The following is an 18,111-nucleotide window of genomic DNA, read 5'->3' on the forward strand; positions in this document are numbered from 1 at the left end:
TATTATCAAATGAAACTTAAGTTTTCATAAAGGAGGGATTTTATAAATATGAAAAATAAAAAAGCTATACTAATAGTTTCAATTTTAGCAATTGCTCTTTTTACGTTTATTTATTTTAATAGCCCACTCAAGTCTAATAAAAATCACCCCATAGTCACCGGGTCATTTATCCAGTTAGATCTAACTCAAAATTGGTCAGATAGTGATTGGAAGAAGGAACTAACATATCTAAAGCAAGACAAAATGAAGTATTTGGTGCTATCTGGTGTCTCCCAAACTAATGGCAACGTTACTAAGATTTCATATAAAAATTCAAACACAAACTACCCGAAGTTATATCCTAACGTTGATCCTGTGGATTTATGCTTAAAAAATGCTGAAAAATTAAACATAAAAGTTTTTGTGGATACCAACTATAACAATGAGTGGTGGCAAGTATCTCCGGAAAACTCCGTCTGGTTAAATTCTCAAATGGAAAGAAGCAGTCTTATAGCTGATGATTTATATAAGAACTATCACCGTAAATATCCTAATGCCTTTTATGGATGGTACTTTCCCTATGAAGTAGATAATGCTAAATTTAATAAGTTCAATAAATATGACTATCTAATAAACGCTATAAATGTTCACCTTAAAACTCTTAGTGAAAGAAAAGAGCGTCTTCCTATTTTATTATCCCCTTTCATGAATTCATCTGCAGGTACTGCCAAAGAATATGAAGCAGATTGGAAATATGTTTTTTCAAAAACAAATTTTAGAAAAGGAGATATATTTTGCCCTCAAGATTGCGTAGGAAGTGGCAGACTAAAACTAGAAGAAGTTAATTCATGGTATACTGCCCTTAGAAAAGCTGTAGATAGCAAACCTGGCATGTTATTTTGGGCCAACGTTGAAAACTTTGATTATGCCAATAACTCCAGTGCACCTTTAGACAGGTTTTTAAAACAACTCACTTTGGAACAGCCCTGCGTGGATAATATAATATGTTTTTCTTACAGCCATTATTATAGTCCAAATAATATAGACAGTGGCTTTAATGAGGCATATTCTTATTATGTAAAAAAAGGCAAGCTTCCTATAAAAAAATTAGATATTCCTCAAAATTTAACTGTATCAACTATAGAAAAAAATAAGTTTAAAATAGCCTGGTCGGCACCTAAAAACTCTAATAATATTTGCGGCTATGAAGTTTACAGAAACGGTACCCTAATTTCTCGTATTATGACCCAAAGGAAATATGGAGGTAATCCTCAATCTTTTACTAAAGCCATTACAGATATACCTTTACTACGGGGAGATACAAAACATTGTACTTATGAAGTAAGATCTCTAGGTTTTTCGGGCAATGTATCAAAACCTTCAAAGTCTGCAGTAGCTGCAGTGGATTCTATAAAAAAGCTTCCAAACTTGCTTTCAAGAAATTGTACTTACACCTTGCTTCCTATGCCCCACGAAAATTACAATGATACAATGCTTAAAAAACTTACTGACGGAAAGTTTGCTTCTGTAAATTCAGTAAAAGACAAAGCTTTGGTAGGTTGGTACACTAAACCCATAGATATAACTATAGATCTAGGAAGTTCAAAACAAGTGGAACAATTCATGGTAAGTTATTTTAGAGACACAATTTCTTGGGCTGAACTTCCCGATAGAGCTTCTATTGCCGTATCTGAAGATGGTGTAAATTTTACCCCTGTAGGACTTTTTAGGATTCCTTCTGTACCTTTTTCGGATAGATATGGTTCCAAATATCCACTATATTTAACTTTGTCCAGGCCTATAAATGCAAGATATGTAAAACTAACTTCTGTTACTAAACCTAATTATTATACTTTTATAGATGAAGTTGAAGTGCGAAGTAACTAAAAACACCGCTGTACATATGTTTAATGTAAATTTTTCGTTTGCATACCTATTATATTATTGTATAATATAATAGAATGTGACTAAATAACGATTCCTAAGCATCAGATAGAGTTAAAACTCCCTCTGATACCAAGAACCTATTTATAAAGTTCATGCTAATCTTAAAAACTGTGTATTCAGTTAATTCAATATTTTAAAGCAGTTATCAAAATTTAAAATACAACGTACCTATGGAGGAAAATTATGGAAAGCACATTGATAAAATCTCTTTATAGAGAAACTGAAAAATTTGTAGACAAAGATGTTAAAATTTCAGGCTGGATTAGAACCCTAAGAGATTCTAAATCATTCGGCTTTATAGAATTAAATGATGGATCATTTTTCAAAAACATTCAAATAGTTTTTGATGAAAAATTGACTAACTTTAAAGAGCTAACAAAATTAGCTATCAGCTCATCATTATCTATAGAGGGCACCTTGGTTCTTACACCTAATGCAAAACAGCCTTTTGAAATACAGGCCAAGAAAATAACATTAGAAGGTAATTCATCTTCAGACTACCCTCTTCAAAAGAAAAGACATACTTTAGAATATCTTAGAACCATCGCTCACTTGAGATCAAGAAGCAATACTTTTTCTGCAGTATTTAGAGTTCGTTCTATAGCAGCCTATGCAGTTCATAAATTCTTCCAGGAAAGGGGATTTGTATATGCAAACACACCTTTAATAACTGGAAGTGACTGTGAAGGTGCTGGAGAAATGTTTAAAGTAACTTCCATGGATTTAAATAACATTCCTAAAAAGGAAGATGGCAGCGTAGACTATTCAAAAGATTTCTTTGGTAAAGAAACAAATTTAACTGTAAGTGGTCAATTGTCCGCAGAAACTATGGCTCTTGCTTTTAGAAATGTATATACTTTTGGTCCTACTTTTAGAGCAGAGGATTCAAATACAGCTAGACATGCTGCTGAATTTTGGATGATAGAACCTGAAATGGCCTTTGCTGAATTGAAAGATTATATGGATGTGGCAGAAGAACTAGTAAAATATGTAATAAATTACGTGCTTGAAAATGCACCAGAAGAAATGGCCTTTTTCAATTCTTTCATAGATAAAACTTTATTCAATAGATTAGATAATGTAGCTAATTCAGAATTTGGTAGAATAACTTACACTGAGGCTGTGGATATATTAAAGAAAAGTGGAGCATCATTTGAATATCCAGTAGAGTGGGGTATTGACCTTCAAACAGAACACGAAAGATATCTAACTGAAAAAGTATTTAAAAAGCCTATATTTGTTACCGATTATCCAAAAGCCATAAAAGCATTCTATATGAGGGAAAATGAAGATGGTAAAACAGTTGCAGCTGCAGATCTTTTAGTACCAGGAGTAGGAGAGATAATTGGAGGAAGCCAAAGAGAAGAACGATATAAAGTTCTTGAAAAAAGAATAGAAGAGCTTGGACTTAATAAAAAGGATTATTGGTGGTACTTGGAACTTAGAAAATATGGAGAAACTAAACATTCCGGTTTTGGCCTTGGGTTTGAAAGAATACTAATGTATATAACTGGTATGTCTAATATACGAGATGTAATTCCATTTCCTAGAACAACTGGTTCTGCTGAATTTTAATGCACTAATTCTTAAGGGGGTAATATTGTATGGAAAAAAGAATAGGCGTAGTTGGTATAGTAGTAAACGACCTTGAAAACTCTCCAAAAGTAAATACTATACTTCATTCTTTTTCAAATATCATAGTAGGAAGATTAGGTATTCCATACAGAGAAAAAAACGTTTCAGTTATATCAGTAATAGTAGACGGTACCTCAGATGAAATAAGTTCCATGACTGGGAAGTTAGGTAAGCTAGATGGAATAACGGTAAAAACTGCTATAACCAAAAAATAATTTTATTAAATAAGAATAAGACTTCTAAAATTTACATAAAATTAAGGAAGTCTTATTTTTGTGTTCAAAATATCCTTACATAATAGAATTACTTTGTAAACCTTTTATTTTTGACATCAAAATTACCTTATACGAAAAATTATAAAAATTTATAAATTTTTATAGTTTTTTTCATTGTAACCGGTTGCACATTGTTTCAATATTTATTAAATTTCGCTAAAATATAATATGTAGGAAAAGTCATTGTAAAAAAATTTTATAATAATTATATATAGAGAAAGGCGGCCTATGCATGAATATAGTAAAATTATTTGAATTACAAGAAAATTTAAATAGCAGAATTAGAAATAACATTTCTATAAAAAAAGATTCTTTAATTTCAAAGGAAACTCTTGCACTTCAAGTAAAGATGGCTGAACTGGCTAATCAAACCCAGTGTTTTAATTTTTGGAGTAATGATGTAACTGCAAACAATGATTTAATTTTAAAGGAGTATATAAATTCTTTAAATTTTATACTGACTCTAGGACTTGAAAAAAAATTTACTGATATTAAAATAAACGTAAAAACCAACGATGGAGATATTACATCTCAATTCTTAAATTTATATATTGATATAAACGACTTTATCGTCTGTTCATCTAAAGATCATTACATAACTTTATTCGAAGATTTTTTGAGTTTAGGATACAGCCTAGGATTTTCCACTAAAACTATAGAAAATGCTTACTATTCTAAACATTCTGTTCTTATGTAAATAAACTTAACTTCTAATATTCTCAAGTGCATAGCCTTGAGAATATTTTTTACAAACAAAGTTTTAATAATATAGATCTCCTATGGTTAAACTACTGTAGGAGGCGATACAAATTGTTTGGTATACTTTATTCAATATTAGCAGGAGTAAGCATGAGCATTCAGGGTGTATTTAATACTAGATTAAGCGATAAATTAGGACTATGGATCACAACTACAATAGTTCAAGGTACTGGGTTTGTAATAGCGCTCCTGTTAACTTTTTTTAGCAAAAAAAACACCTTACAAAACATAGGCTGCTGTAAAAAGTTATACCTTTTAGGTGGTATTTTAGGTATAATCATAACAGTAACTGTAATACAAGGCATTAAATTTCTAGGACCAACTCATTCTATTGCAATAATTTTAGTTGCTCAACTTGCTACTGCAGCCTTAATTGATTTTTGGGGACTGTTTGATTCCCAGAAAATAAGTTTTACGACAAATAAAATAGTAGGATTAATTATGATGGTTTTAGGTATAATAATACTTAAATGGAGGGGCTAGTCATTTCTAATATATTAGACTAATTAATTAAATAAATATATAATTAATACAGGATATGTTAAAAGATTAAAGTTACCATTTTGAGGGGGAATTTTTAATGGATTTTAAACAAATAGAGGCTTTTATAAATGTAGCTAAATTTAAAAGCTTTTCAAAGGCTGCAAATTTCAGTTTTTTATCTCAGCCTGCCATTAGTTCTCACATTTCTATTTTAGAAAAAGAATTAAAAGTATACTTATTTGACAGGACTTCTAAAGAGATACGTCTTACTCCTGCAGGAGAATCTTTTCTAAACTTTGCATTAGAACTTTTAGAAATCCGTGACAACGCCATATATACGTTAACTAATTTTAATGAAACTATAACTGGTAATTTAAAATTAGCTTCTAGTACTACTCCCTGTAACACCTTAGTTCCTTCCCTAATAGAAAAATTTCATAATATACATCCTGATGTAACCTTCGATGTATTAGAATTAAACTCTTCAAAAATAATTGATAACATAATAAAATTTAATTTTGAAATTGGATTAATAGGAGAACCTATAGACGATGAAAAAATTGAAAGTTATGAATTAACTAAAGATGAGCTAGTGATTATATCTCATCCTTCCTTTAACTTTCCTGATATTATAGACATGCCTTCCCTTTTTAAATACAATTTTATATTACGGGAAAAAGGTTCTGCTACAAGAAAGACCTTTGAAGATGCCTTAATAAAAAATGGATATAGCACTTCCCACATAACTTCATGTTTAGAAGTAAATAATATAAGCACTCTTATACAATTTGTAAGAAAGGGATTTGGTATAGCTGTAGTTTCAAAGCAAGTACTTAAAAATTATATATCCCTGGGACTTATAAAGGAAAGTACTATAAAGGATATTCCACTAACTAGATCCATATATCTTATTATAAGTTCTAAAAGATCTCTTACTCCAACATCAAAATCATTTTTTAACTTTTGTAAAAAATGTTTTAAGATAGATTAGTATGCTATAGGGGTTTTTTTCCGTAAATTAACTTATACATAAAATTTTAACTATAGCACATATACTGTAATAAGCATTATAATATATTGTAATAAATTTTAAGGAGAATAATATGTTTTCCATAAAAAGCAAATTGGAACTTAACCTAAAATTATCAATGGACAAGGGATTGTATAAAACCTACAGAGTTATAATAAAATGTAATTCTCTTGTGGAAACTATAGAAAAAAAAGTAAAGCTGTACAACGGTAAAATAATACGTTCAATTCCAATTATAAATTGCATATGTGCCACCTTAACCTCTCGTTCTATAAACAGGATAATAGAATTTCCTCAAGTACGTTACGTGACAAATGACTGCTGTGCTCTACTATGCGGTAATAATAGCGTACTTGCTTCAAATGGTATAGTATTTGAGGATAACTACAAGCTCACAGGTAAAAATGTATGTATAGGGTTAATAGACTCAGGTTCTTACCCTCACCCAGATCTTTTGAATCCTAAAAATAAGATAACAAAATTTGTGGATTTAATAAACTCATATAAATATCCCTATGATGACAATGGACATGGTACTTTTATGAGTGGAATTATGTGCGGCAGCGGTATTGAGTCCAAAGGGCTATATAAAGGTATTGCAGAAAACAGCAGTATTTACTCTATAAAAGCCTTTAATGCTCTAGGTAAAGGCTATGTATCAGATATATTATTTTCACTTCAGCTATTATTGAATGAAAGCTCAGATGAAAAAATAAAAATAATTTGCCTTCCCTTTGAACTAGATATGGATAATCATTTCATACTATCCTTATTTGAAAAAATGTTTGAAATAGCTGTTAAATTAAACATAACAATTATAGTGCCGGCTGGTCACCGAGGTAACCTTCAAGGTAGCATAAAAGGCATTGCCACTTTAAACAATTGTATAACTGCTGCAGGTATTGATACAACTCTTAAAGATCTTAAGCCCTATAAATACTCTTCCTGCGGTCCTATTAATAAAATTCAAAAACCTGACCTGAGCGCTGCTTGCGTAAATATATGTTCTATAAATTCAAATACACAATATATACCCCAGCGAAATGGAGCGAAACTATATCCAAAACCACTTGAAAATCCATATGTATATTATACTGGCACCTCCTGCGCCGCAGCCTATATAAGTGGTGTATGTGCCTTAATGTATGAAAATAATCCTGACCTCACTTTCAATGATCTAAGTTCTCTTTTAAAAATATCCTGCAGCCTGCTCAACGTACCAAAATGGTGTCAAGGTTCTGGTATGTTGGATTTAAATAAATTATTGCCTTAAATATAAAATAACTACAAATGAATAGTTTGATCTATTCTTTGTAGTTTATCATTTAACAAAATATAATTTAATTCTAATAACCCTTATTTATATCTACTATGTTTACTAACTTGTCTCCTGATGCATACCTTTTTAGATTATCATATATCATATTAAATCTCCTAGCGTCCACTTGATCCGATACCCAAGAATTATGAGGCGTTATAGTTACATTTTCAAATTTCCAAAAAGGACTACTTTCATCTAAAGGCTCATTTTCTACCACATCTAAAGCGGCTCCTGCTATTTTCCCATTTTTTATGTTCTCTAGTAAAGCCTTTTCATCTAATATAGATCCTCTAGCAATGTTCACTATGTAAACTCCATTTTTCATACTTTTAAATAAGTTTTCATTTACTAAATGATTGGTTTTCTTAGTATAGGGAATAGACACTACTACTATATCAGATAACTTTAACATATCTTCTACATTTTCCAAAGAGAAACACTTATCAAAATGTTCCACATCACTGCCCTTTGTATTTAAGCCTAAAATTTTTACACCAAATGATTTCAATCTACTTGCCGCTTCTTTAGCTATACTACCTGTACCTATAAATCCTACCGTTTTGTCCCACAATTCCAATATTCCCATATCCATTTTCCAGATCTTATTTTTTTGCTTTTCATAGAACTTCTGACTGTGCTTTAGCATTTCTAATATCTTTAATACTATCCATTCTCCCATAGGTATGCTATATCCACCCTTATTATTAGTCAAAATTATATTTTTCTTCCTAATATCATCCTTGGGAACCTGATCTATTCCAACACTAAAAAGCTGTATCCATTTTAGCTTGTTCATTTTACCTATATCTAAAGTTTTAAAAGGATCATAGCATAACAAAACCTCTGCATCCTTAAATTCATCCTTATAATACAAATTGTCATCTTCAACTACTTCTATGTCATATCCCAATCTTTGTATGCCGCTGATACTTTTATTTCCAAAATCACGAGTACACAGTAATTTAATTTCCATAAGACTCACCCCTATAAAATTAAATAGCTAAAATCCACTTATTCCATAAACTTACCCATTTTTCTAAATTTATTGTACCTTTCCTCGAGTAACTCTTCTTTAGATCTTTTCCTAAGTATACCTATTTTTTCTATAAGTTCTTCTTTTATGGTGTCGGACATTTTATCTACATCTTTTTGTGCCCCTCCTGCAGGTTCCTTTAATATTTTATCTATTATACCGTATTTTTTTAAATCTTGAGCTGTAATTTTCATAATCTCAGCTGCTTCCTTAGCTTTGGAAGCATCTTTCCATAGTATACCTGCAAAACCTTCCGGGGTTAAAATAGAATATATAGAATTCTCCAGCATCCAAACTGAATCCGCTACAGCAAAAGCAAGAGCACCTCCGCTTCCACCTTCTCCAACTATTATAGATATTATAGGTACTTTTAAATTAAACATCTCCATCAGATTTTTGGCTATTGCCTCTCCCTGTCCTCTTTCCTCTGCTTCCATGCCGCAAAAGGCTCCAGGCGTATCTACAAAGCATATAATAGGCCTATCAAACTTATCTGCCTGTTTCATGAGTCTTAATCCTTTTCTATATCCGTCAGGCTCCGGCATACCAAAATTTCTCTTTATATTCTCCTGTGTATTCCTACCTTTTTGCTGGGCCACAATGGTTACAGGCTCACCATTTAACAATCCAATGCCTCCTACTACAGAAGGATCATCATTAAAATATCTATCTCCATGAAGCTCCATAAAAGAGTCAAATATTCTATTTATATAATCAAGTGAAGTTGGCCTTTCTATCATTCTAGCTAAAGTAACTCTATCCCACGCATTTTTACTCTCAAATTTTTTATTAAAAATTTTTTGAACCTTTTCCAATTTTTCCATATAAGAGCTTCCTTTCATTTAGAAAATTTACCTATTCCTATTATGAATATACAATATCTTCTTCAAGGTACTCTTTAAATTTTCCCTTGAAACTATACTATCTACAAATCCATGTTTTAATAGAAATTCTGCACTTTGAAATCCCTCAGGAAGTTTTTGCTTTATGGTCTGCTCTATTACTCTCTTTCCTGCAAATCCCACAAGTGCTCCAGGTTCTGCTAAAATTATATCGCCAAGCATAGCAAAACTTGCTGTAACTCCACCAGTAGTAGGATCTGTAAGAACCGATATATATAAAAGTCCTGCATCATTCAACCTGTTTATAGCTCCACTTATCTTTGCCATCTGCATTAATGAAAAAATACCTTCCTGCATTCTGGCTCCTCCAGAAGCTGTAAAAATAATTAGAGGTATTTTTAACTCAATAGCTTTTTCTACAGCTCTGGTAATTTTCTCTCCTACTACAGAACCCATACTTCCCATCATAAAATTACTATCCATAACACAAATTACTGCAGACTCTCCTCCTATGGTACCCTTTCCTGTAATTACAGCTTCTTTGAGATTAGTCTTTTTCTGCATATTGCTGATTTTATCTTCATATCCTTTAAATCCTATAGGATTAGTAGATGTCATGTTTTCATCAAATTGGCAAAAGCTATCCTTATCTGTTATAAGATCTATTCTTTCTTTAGCATTCATCCTAAAATGATGCTTGCAATACTGGCATACTCTATTATTTTTTTCCAAATCTTGCTTATACAGTACCTTACCACATCCATCACATTTTACCCACATTCCATTTGGTATACTTGGCTTTGAATCTAAATCTTCATGGATATTATTTAAAGCCCTCTGACTAACTGTAATATATTTTGTTTTTTTAAAGAATTTATTTAACAAGCTTTATCACCTCTCTTATAAGATTGACCACCAAATCGTAAATAGTCAATTTATTTTATAGTAAAGCAATATAACTATTTTACTACAAATAAAGGAAGGAATTAATACTTGAAATTATTTTCTATAAACTTTGTATCATAAGTTCCTTCTATAAATTCCTTACTATCTATGAGTTCAAATTGGAAGTCTATATTGGTACTAACTCCTTCTATAATAAATTCTCCCAGGGCTCTCCTCATTCTACATATAGCCTCATCTCTATCTTTTCCATATACAATGAGCTTTGCTATCATAGAATCATAATAGGGAGGAATATTATATCCCGAGTACACTGCACTATCTACTCTTACATTAAAACCTCCAGGTACATATAAGTCTTTTATCTTTCCTGGAGAAGGCATAAAACCTCTTTTTACATCTTCTGCATTTATTCTGCATTCTATAGAATGGCCGGTTATTTTCACATCCTCTTGAGAAAAATCCAACTTTTCACCTGCTGCAATTTTTATCTGTTCTTTTACAAGATCTATACCTGTTACCATTTCTGTTATAGCATGTTCTACTTGAATACGAGTATTCATCTCCATGAAATAGTAATTATTATTTTTGTCTAAAAGAAATTCTACAGTTCCAGCATTATTATAATGTACAGCCTTTGCTGCCCTTACAGCTGTTTCTCCCATGGATTTTCTAAGTTCTTCCGTAACTACCTTGCTGGGTGCTTCTTCCATTACTTTTTGATTTCTTCTCTGCATGGAACAGTCTCTTTCTCCCAGATAAACTACATTTTCAAAATTATCTCCAAGTATCTGAATTTCTACATGCTTTGGCCTTTCTATAAACTTTTCCAAGTATATAGTATCATCTCCAAAGGCTGCACTAGCTTCAGCTTTAGCATTTTCATAATTTTTTATAATCTCGGATTCATCATATACAACTCTTATACCACGTCCACCACCGCCTGCAGAGGCTTTTATCATAACAGGATATCCTATTTTTCTTGCAGTTTCCAAAAGTTCTTCATTTGTTTTTATAGCACCATCTGACCCTGGAACGATAGGAACTCCTGCCTTTCCCATTATATCTCTGGCATTAGACTTATTGCCCATATTGTCAATGCATTCCGGAGTAGGTCCTATAAAAGTAATATTACACTGTTCACATATGCTTGCAAACTTACTGTTTTCAGATAAAAAACCAAATCCAGGATGAATTGCTTGCGCTCCTGATAAAACTGTGGCACTTATTATATTTTGTACGTTTAAATAACTTTCTTTAGGAGACGCCGGTCCTATACATATGGCTTCATCTGCCATCTGAGTGTGAAGTGCATCCCTATCTGCTTCTGAATACACTGCTACAGTTTCTATTCCCATTTCCCTGCAAGCTCTAATTATCCTAACTGCTATTTCTCCTCTATTGGCAATCAAAATCTTATTAAACACTTTTAAAATTCAACTCCTGACAATTTAATTTTTGTCTCCTATCATAAACAACAATTCACCTTCAGCAGCTTTTTTACCTTCCACATAGGCTACTGCCTTTCCAATTCCTGCAGGTCCTTTAATTTTTACAATCTCTGCTTCTAATTTAAGTGTATCCCCAGGCACTACCTTTCTTCTGAATTTTGCCTTATTTATTCCTCCAAAGAAAGCTATTTTTCCTTTAAATTCTTCTTTGCTTAAAATAGCTACAGCTCCAGCCTGAGCTAATGCTTCTATTATAAGTACTCCAGGCATTACAGGTTCTTCTGGAAAATGTCCCTGAAAAAAATATTCATTAGCAGTAACATTCTTATATGCTATAACTTTTTTACCTGGCTCCATATATGTTACCTTATCTAACAAAAGAAATGGATATCTATGAGGAATAATTTGTTTTATTTCATTTATTCCAAAATTCACATTAAACTCATCTTGTTCCATAAGTATTCTCCTCCCTCATCTATTAAGCTTCAGTTTTTATTTTAAATAGTGGCTGACCATACTCTACCATCTGTTCATTCTTAGCTAAAATATCCACTACTTCTCCATCTACCTCGCTTTGAATCTCATTCATAAGTTTCATAGCTTCTATTATACACAGAGTGTCTCCTTTTTTTACTTTAGATCCTACATTTACAAAAACAGGTTTTTCAGGTCCTGACGAATTATAAAAAGTACCTACTATAGGTGACTTTACTTCTTTTATACTGTTATCTTCTATATTGTCATCTTTTTTTTCCTCAGCTTTTTTAACCTTATCTATATTATCTTCTTTTATTTCAATTTTGTCACTTTGTTTTTCAAAAACAGGTTTTACATTTTCTCCATTTTCTTTTACTATGTTTACCTGTTTTATGTTTCCTTCTTCGCCCTGCTTTTTCATAATTATAGATACGTTATCCCAATTAACTTCTAGATATCCAAGCTTTGAATCATCCATAGTTTTTATCATATTTTCAATTGCTTTAAAGTCCATATTTACTCACTCCACTTTTTTAATAAAATCACTGCATTATGTCCACCAAATCCTAAAGAATTAGACATAACATATTTAAGCTCAGCTTCTCTTGCCTTGTTTGGAACATAATCTAAGTCACATTCCTCATCCTGAACTTTATATCCTACTGTAGGAGGTATAATTCCTTCTTCTAAAGCCTTAACACTTATTATAGCCTCTATTGCTCCTGCAGCTCCAAGCAAATGTCCAGTCATTGATTTTGTAGAGCTTATAGGTATATTCTTAGCATAATCTCCAAAAGCTTTTTTAATTGCCTCTGTTTCAACTTTATCATTTATCTTTGTACTTGTTCCATGAGCATTTATATAAGATACTTCTTCTTTTTCAATTTCAGCTTCTTCTATAGCAAGGCTCATAGCTCTTGCTGCACCTTCACCACCTGGTGCTGGTGATGTCATATGATATGCATCACATGTAAAACCATATCCAACTAATTCCGCATATATTTTAGCTCCTCTTTTTTGAGCATGTTCTAATGACTCCAATATCAATATACCAGAACCTTCTCCCATTACAAATCCATCCCTTTCCTTATCAAAAGGAACAGATGCTCTTTTAGGATCTGTGCTCTTAGTTAAAGTAGTTGCTGCAGCAAATCCAGCCATAGACAATGGTGTAATGCATGCTTCAGTTCCACCTGCTATCATTACATCCGCAAGATTATTTTTAATCATTCTAAAAGCTTCACCAATACAATTTGTACCTGTGGCACAAGCTGTAACTATATTGCTGCATGGTCCCTTAGCTCCAAATTTTATAGCTATATTTCCAGCAGCCATATTGCTTATAATCATCGGTATAAATAAAGGAGTTATTCTATTAGGTCCTTTTTCCTCTAACACAGAATGTTGTTTTTCTATAGTTCCTATTCCACCTATACCTGAACCAATAACTACTCCAAATCTTTCTTTCTCTACGCTTTCAATATCAAGTTTAGAATCTTCTACAGCTTCCATTGCTGAAACCATAGCAAATTGACAAAATCTGTCAAACCTTTTTGATTCTTTTCTGTCTAAATGTTCATGTGGATCAAATCCTTTAACTTCAGCTGCAACTTTTGCTTTATAATTTTCTGCATCAAAAGCCTTAATAAAATCTATTCCACAAACTCCATTTTTTATATTATTCCAAAATGTATCGGTATCATTTCCTACTGGTGTAATTGCCCCGAGCCCTGTAATTACTACTCTTTTTTTCATATCTTTCACCAACCCTTAAAAATTTTTTACATTACCATTCCACCGTCTACGTTTATTACCTGACCTGTTACATAATCTGCACTAGGGGATGCTAAAAAAGCTACTACGTTTGCTACATTTTCAGCACTTCCAAATTTTTTTAAAGGTATATTATTCAATGTAGTATCTTTAACTTTATCTGAAAGAACTTCTGTCATATCGGTTTTTATAAAACCAGGTGCTACAGCATTCACATTTATTCCTCTTGATGCTAATTCTCTAGCTGTAGATTTTGTAATACCTATTATTCCAGCTTTTGCTGCAGAATAGTTTACTTGGCCAGCATTCCCTGTAACTCCTACTACTGAAGATATACTTATTATTTTACCACTTCTCTGTTTAACCATTATAGGACTTACATGTCTTATACAATTAAAGGCTCCTTTTAAATTTACCTCTATTACCTTATCAAAGTCTTCTTCTTTCATTCTAAGTATCAGTCCGTCTCTAGTTATTCCTGCATTGTTTACGAGTACATCTATTCTACCAAAAGTATCTACTGCTTGCTTCATAATATTTTTTGCATCTTCAAATATACTTACATCACCCTGCACTGCAATAGCTTCAGAACCTCTTTCCTTAATTTCACCTATTACTTCTTCTACTGAATTTAAGCTGCTTCTATAATTAACTACTATATTAAATCCGTCTTCTGCTAATTTAAGTGCAATGGCTCTTCCAATGCCTTTAGCTCCACCTGTGACTACCGCTACCTTTTTACTAACAATATCCATTTTAGTTCTCCTATCTATTTTTTAATTCTTCCACAGTAGAATTTAATGATTTAATATCCTGAACATTTAATATAAGGGCTTTTCTGTCTATTTTTCTTACAAATCCACTCAAAACTTTTCCAGGCCCTATTTCTACAAAAGTATCTACCCCTGCTTCAAGCATAGTATTTATACTTTTTTCAAAGAGTACGGTACTCATAACCTGCCTTTTCAAATAAGGTTTTACCTTATCTAGTTTTTCAATTACCTCCCCTGTAACATTTGTTACAACTGGAATAGAAAATTCCTTAAGGGATAATTTACTTAATTCTCCTTCTAACTTTTCTGCTGCTGGCTTCAACATAGAAGTATGAAAAGGTCCGCTAACTGAAAGCTCTATAGCTCTGCGAGCTCCTTGCTCTTTTGCTAGCTTGCAAGCAGCTTTTACCGCTTCTATTTCTCCTCCAATTACTACCTGACCCGGGCAGTTCATATTTGAAGTTTCAACTATACCAAAAGTAGAACTATCCTCACATATTTTTTCCACTTTTGCATAATCTAATCCTAGTATTGCAGCCATTGTACCAATACCTTCAGGCACTGCCTCCTGCATATACTTTCCTCTCTTTTTAACTAGGGAAACTGCTTCTTTAAATCCCATAACACCACTGCATACAAGAGCTGAATACTCACCAAGACTTAAACCTGCTGCTATATCAGGCTTAATTCCAAAGTCCTCCAATGCTCTTAAAGCTGCTATACTTGTAGCTAAAATTGCAGGTTGGGTATTTTCAGTTTTGTTTAGATTTTCTTCCGGACCTTCAAAGCACAGATTACTTATTGAAAAATCCAATACCTCATCCGCATCTTTAAACACATTTTTACATACATCTATATTTTCAAAAAGGTCTTTTCCCATACCTACGTACTGGGCTCCCTGTCCCGAAAATAAGAAAGCTATTTTACCCATATATACCTCCAAATATTATTTTTAAAACATATTTTGAACTCTTTTTAAGTTCTCTTGAGTTTCTTTAAATATTTCCTGAATAATCTCATCACAGCTTTGTTCTTTAAATACAAGTCCTGCTATCTGACCTGCCATAACAGAACCGTTATCTACGTCTCCTTCACGAACTGCTCTTGATAAAGCTCCTCTTCCTAATTTCTCATATTCTTCCATAGATGCCCCATTTTTTTCTAAAAGCTGAAATTTTCTAACTAGTTTGTTTCTAAGAACACGAACAGGGTGACCTGTAGCTCTGCCTGTAACTTGAGTATCTATGTCTTTTGCTTTCAAAACTTTCTCTTTATAATTTTTATGGACTGTACATTCATTTGCAACTAAAAATCTAGTTCCAAGCTGTATCCCCTGAGCCCCCAACATAAAAGCAGCTGCTGCACCTCTTCCGTCTCCAATACCACCTGCTGCAATTACAGGAATACTTACAGCATCTACTACTTGAGGTACTAATGCCATAGTAGTAAGCTCTCCTACGTGTCCCCCAGATTCACAACCTTCTGCAATAACTGCATCCACTCCTGCCCTTTCCATTCTTTTAGCTAATGCTACAGATGCCACAACAGGTATAACCTTTATATCATTTTCCTTCCACATATCTATGTACTTTCCTGGATTTCCTGCTCCAGTAGTTACAACTTTAACCTTTTCTTCACATGCCATCTTAGCTACTGCTTCAGCTGTTTCTGATAAAAGCATTATATTTACGCCAAAAGGTTTATCTGTAAGTTTTTTCGCCTTTCGTATTTCATCTCTTACCCATTCAAGTGGTGCATTTCCAGTAATTATTCCAAGTCCTCCTGCATTTGACACCGCAGCTGCTAGAGAGCTGTCTGCAATCCAAGCCATTGCTCCTTGAATAATTGGGTACTTTATTCCTACCATATTTGAAAATACAGAATTAATCATAAATTAACCTCCCTTTATCCTCTTTAATTTTTCCTAATATCATTCTTAACCTCCAGAGTTTTATATCAATCATGAATTTACCTTTAATATAAATCCTCCATAGGTTAATCCTCCTCCAAAACCTACAATAAGTATTTTGTCTCCTTTTTTAACTAAGTTTTTTTTGCGAACTTCATCTAGAGCTATCCCTATACTTGCAGCGGAAGTATTGCCATAAGCATCTAAATTTATGTAAAACCTATCCATACCTATTTGAAGTTTTTTTGCTGCACATTCTATTATCCTATAATTTGCCTGGTGAGGAATTATATATTTAATTTCTTCTAAAGTACAATCAGCCTGTTGAAGCAGAGCTTTAACTGATTTTTCTAAAACTTTTACTCCAAATTTAAATATTTCTCTTCCTTCCATTCCAACTACACTCTTAACAGGGCTTATAACACCATCAACATAAGGATTGTTTACAGCTACCGCAGGACATGTTAATGAATCTCCCTTACTTCCATCTGATCCAGTATAAGTTGAAAGTATCTGATCTTCTTCTCCACTTTGCAAAAATGCAGCTGACGCACCATCACCAAATAATATACAAGTGCTTCTATCTTTCCAGTCAAGTATTTTAGAAAATGTATCTGCTCCTATGACAAGAACATTTTTAAACCTTCCAGCCCTTATAAATTGAACTGCAATATCCATTGCATATGCAAAACCTGAACAAGCTGCCGATACATCAAAACATGTGGCATTTACTGCCTTTATATTTTTCTGAACTATACAAGCGGTAGAAGGCATAAAGCTGTCTGGAGTAACAGTTGCAAGTACTATAAGTTCAATATCTTCTACACTTATTTTAGCATCTTTAATTGCCTCTATAGCTGCTTTTGTTGCCATATCTGAGGTATCTTCTCCTTGAGATATCCTTCTCTCCTTTATCCCTGTTCTGCTTGTTATCCATTCATCACTGGTATCTACTATGAGAGACAGATCATTATTATCCACAATCTTGGGAGGAACATAGCTTCCTGTACCTGTAATTTCTACTTTATTCATTATTCTTCTCCTTTGATCCAATTTTTAGATTATACTTTGATCTGAAGAAATTATTGAGTTTCTCCAGTGATTTAATTAAAACCTCTTCTTCTCCTTCCGTTAACTCTCCTAAGATTTCTTCAACCATATTAGAATGAAATCTATGGTGAACTCTAAATGCAAGTTTCCCTTTTTGGGTCAACTGTATGTATACAATTCTTCTATCTTCTTTACTCCTTATTCGTGTAACATATTGTTTTTTTCTAAACGATTTATGGCCGTAGTTAAGGTTCCCAGAGTTATATCTAGTTGACAGGCAACATCTTTCATTCTATTTGGTTTATACATGCCTATAGCTTCTATAGTGTGTACCTCCGTAACAGATAAATCTTTAAATGTTGCATATTGAAGGGATTTTTGTTCTATTACTAGAATATCGTTAAAAAGATCTACTAACAATTCATTTATAACATTTATACCTTTGTTCACTAGATCACCACTTTGACAATT

18 protein-coding genes and 1 pseudogene are annotated in these 18,111 nt (G+C 32.6%); 7 read left to right on the forward strand and 12 right to left on the reverse strand.

Annotated features, from left to right (window positions below):
• Nucleotides 1-48 precede the first annotated feature (48 nt).
• The 7 genes from WY13_RS18385 to WY13_RS18415 all read left to right on the forward strand — a co-directional run bounded on the left by WY13_RS18385 (nucleotide 49) and on the right by WY13_RS18415 (nucleotide 7,381).
• On the forward strand, nucleotides 49-1,866 hold the full coding sequence (locus WY13_RS18385) for a DUF4434 domain-containing protein (protein ID WP_063557028.1): 1,818 nt from the start codon (nucleotides 49-51) through the stop codon (nucleotides 1,864-1,866).
• A 243-nt stretch (nucleotides 1,867-2,109) separates the two neighbouring features.
• Nucleotides 2,110-3,501: an asparagine--tRNA ligase gene (gene asnS, locus WY13_RS18390; protein ID WP_063557029.1), complete on the forward strand. Its 1,392-nt coding sequence runs from the start codon at nucleotides 2,110-2,112 to the stop codon at nucleotides 3,499-3,501.
• Nucleotides 3,502-3,530: 29 nt separating this feature from the next.
• Nucleotides 3,531-3,776 carry a TM1266 family iron-only hydrogenase system putative regulator gene (locus WY13_RS18395; protein WP_063557030.1) on the forward strand — a complete coding sequence of 82 codons (246 nt, stop codon included), beginning with the start codon at nucleotides 3,531-3,533 and terminating at the stop codon, nucleotides 3,774-3,776.
• A 292-nt stretch (nucleotides 3,777-4,068) separates the two neighbouring features.
• Nucleotides 4,069-4,533, forward strand: coding sequence for a dUTP diphosphatase (locus WY13_RS18400; RefSeq protein WP_063557031.1), 465 nt, complete (start codon nucleotides 4,069-4,071; stop codon nucleotides 4,531-4,533).
• 113 nt (nucleotides 4,534-4,646) lie between these two features.
• Entirely contained in the window at nucleotides 4,647-5,078 is a 432-nt protein-coding gene (locus WY13_RS18405) for a DMT family transporter (RefSeq protein WP_063557032.1), read from the forward strand.
• A gap of 97 nt (nucleotides 5,079-5,175) precedes the next feature.
• Nucleotides 5,176-6,069 (forward strand): selenium metabolism-associated LysR family transcriptional regulator, encoded by an 894-nt coding sequence (locus tag WY13_RS18410; protein WP_063557033.1) that lies wholly within the window; start codon nucleotides 5,176-5,178, stop codon nucleotides 6,067-6,069.
• A gap of 112 nt (nucleotides 6,070-6,181) precedes the next feature.
• The gene (locus WY13_RS18415) at nucleotides 6,182-7,381 is read left to right on the forward strand and encodes a S8 family serine peptidase (protein WP_063557034.1); all 1,200 of its coding nucleotides are present in this window, start codon (nucleotides 6,182-6,184) and stop codon (nucleotides 7,379-7,381) included.
• Between the two features lie 73 nt (nucleotides 7,382-7,454).
• On the opposite strand, the gene WY13_RS18420 is transcribed toward WY13_RS18415, so the two are convergent.
• From WY13_RS18420 to WY13_RS18475, 12 genes and pseudogenes are all read right to left on the reverse strand, one after another.
• Complete coding sequence (locus tag WY13_RS18420; RefSeq protein ID WP_063557035.1) at nucleotides 7,455-8,402, reverse strand: phosphoglycerate dehydrogenase; 948 nt, start codon at nucleotides 8,400-8,402, stop codon at nucleotides 7,455-7,457.
• Nucleotides 8,403-8,440: 38 nt separating this feature from the next.
• On the reverse strand, nucleotides 8,441-9,286 hold the full coding sequence (locus tag WY13_RS21410) for an acetyl-CoA carboxylase carboxyltransferase subunit alpha (RefSeq protein ID WP_063557036.1): 846 nt from the start codon (nucleotides 9,284-9,286) through the stop codon (nucleotides 8,441-8,443).
• A gap of 27 nt (nucleotides 9,287-9,313) precedes the next feature.
• A complete protein-coding gene (gene accD / locus WY13_RS21415) occupies nucleotides 9,314-10,189 on the reverse strand; it encodes an acetyl-CoA carboxylase, carboxyltransferase subunit beta (RefSeq protein WP_063557037.1) in 876 nt (291 codons plus the stop codon).
• 101 nt (nucleotides 10,190-10,290) lie between these two features.
• A complete protein-coding gene (locus tag WY13_RS18435) occupies nucleotides 10,291-11,634 on the reverse strand; it encodes an acetyl-CoA carboxylase biotin carboxylase subunit (protein WP_063557038.1) in 1,344 nt (447 codons plus the stop codon).
• Nucleotides 11,635-11,658: 24 nt separating this feature from the next.
• Complete coding sequence (fabZ, locus tag WY13_RS18440; RefSeq protein WP_013240784.1) at nucleotides 11,659-12,114, reverse strand: 3-hydroxyacyl-ACP dehydratase FabZ; 456 nt, start codon at nucleotides 12,112-12,114, stop codon at nucleotides 11,659-11,661.
• Between the two features lie 22 nt (nucleotides 12,115-12,136).
• Entirely contained in the window at nucleotides 12,137-12,649 is a 513-nt protein-coding gene (gene accB, locus WY13_RS18445) for an acetyl-CoA carboxylase biotin carboxyl carrier protein (RefSeq protein WP_063557039.1), read from the reverse strand.
• Nucleotides 12,650-12,651: 2 nt separating this feature from the next.
• Nucleotides 12,652-13,890, reverse strand: coding sequence for a beta-ketoacyl-ACP synthase II (gene fabF, locus WY13_RS18450; RefSeq protein WP_063557040.1), 1,239 nt, complete (start codon nucleotides 13,888-13,890; stop codon nucleotides 12,652-12,654).
• 26 nt (nucleotides 13,891-13,916) lie between these two features.
• The gene (gene fabG, locus WY13_RS18455) at nucleotides 13,917-14,663 is read right to left on the reverse strand and encodes a 3-oxoacyl-[acyl-carrier-protein] reductase (RefSeq protein WP_063557041.1); all 747 of its coding nucleotides are present in this window, start codon (nucleotides 14,661-14,663) and stop codon (nucleotides 13,917-13,919) included.
• Nucleotides 14,664-14,673: 10 nt separating this feature from the next.
• Nucleotides 14,674-15,612: an ACP S-malonyltransferase gene (gene fabD / locus WY13_RS18460; RefSeq protein ID WP_063557042.1), complete on the reverse strand. Its 939-nt coding sequence runs from the start codon at nucleotides 15,610-15,612 to the stop codon at nucleotides 14,674-14,676.
• A gap of 21 nt (nucleotides 15,613-15,633) precedes the next feature.
• Nucleotides 15,634-16,572 (reverse strand): enoyl-[acyl-carrier-protein] reductase FabK, encoded by a 939-nt coding sequence (fabK, locus tag WY13_RS18465; protein ID WP_063557043.1) that lies wholly within the window; start codon nucleotides 16,570-16,572, stop codon nucleotides 15,634-15,636.
• A gap of 69 nt (nucleotides 16,573-16,641) precedes the next feature.
• Complete coding sequence (locus WY13_RS18470) at nucleotides 16,642-17,622, reverse strand: beta-ketoacyl-ACP synthase III (RefSeq protein ID WP_063557044.1); 981 nt, start codon at nucleotides 17,620-17,622, stop codon at nucleotides 16,642-16,644.
• Nucleotides 17,615-18,090 (reverse strand): annotated as a pseudogene (locus tag WY13_RS18475) (MarR family winged helix-turn-helix transcriptional regulator). The gene WY13_RS18470 and the pseudogene WY13_RS18475 overlap by 8 nt, the downstream one beginning before the upstream one ends.
• Between the last annotated feature and the right edge of the window lie 21 nt (nucleotides 18,091-18,111).

The sequence above is a fragment of the Clostridium ljungdahlii genome (assembly GCF_001636845.1).
GTDB classification, from domain to species: Bacteria; Bacillota; Clostridia; order Clostridiales; family Clostridiaceae; genus Clostridium_B; species Clostridium_B ljungdahlii_A.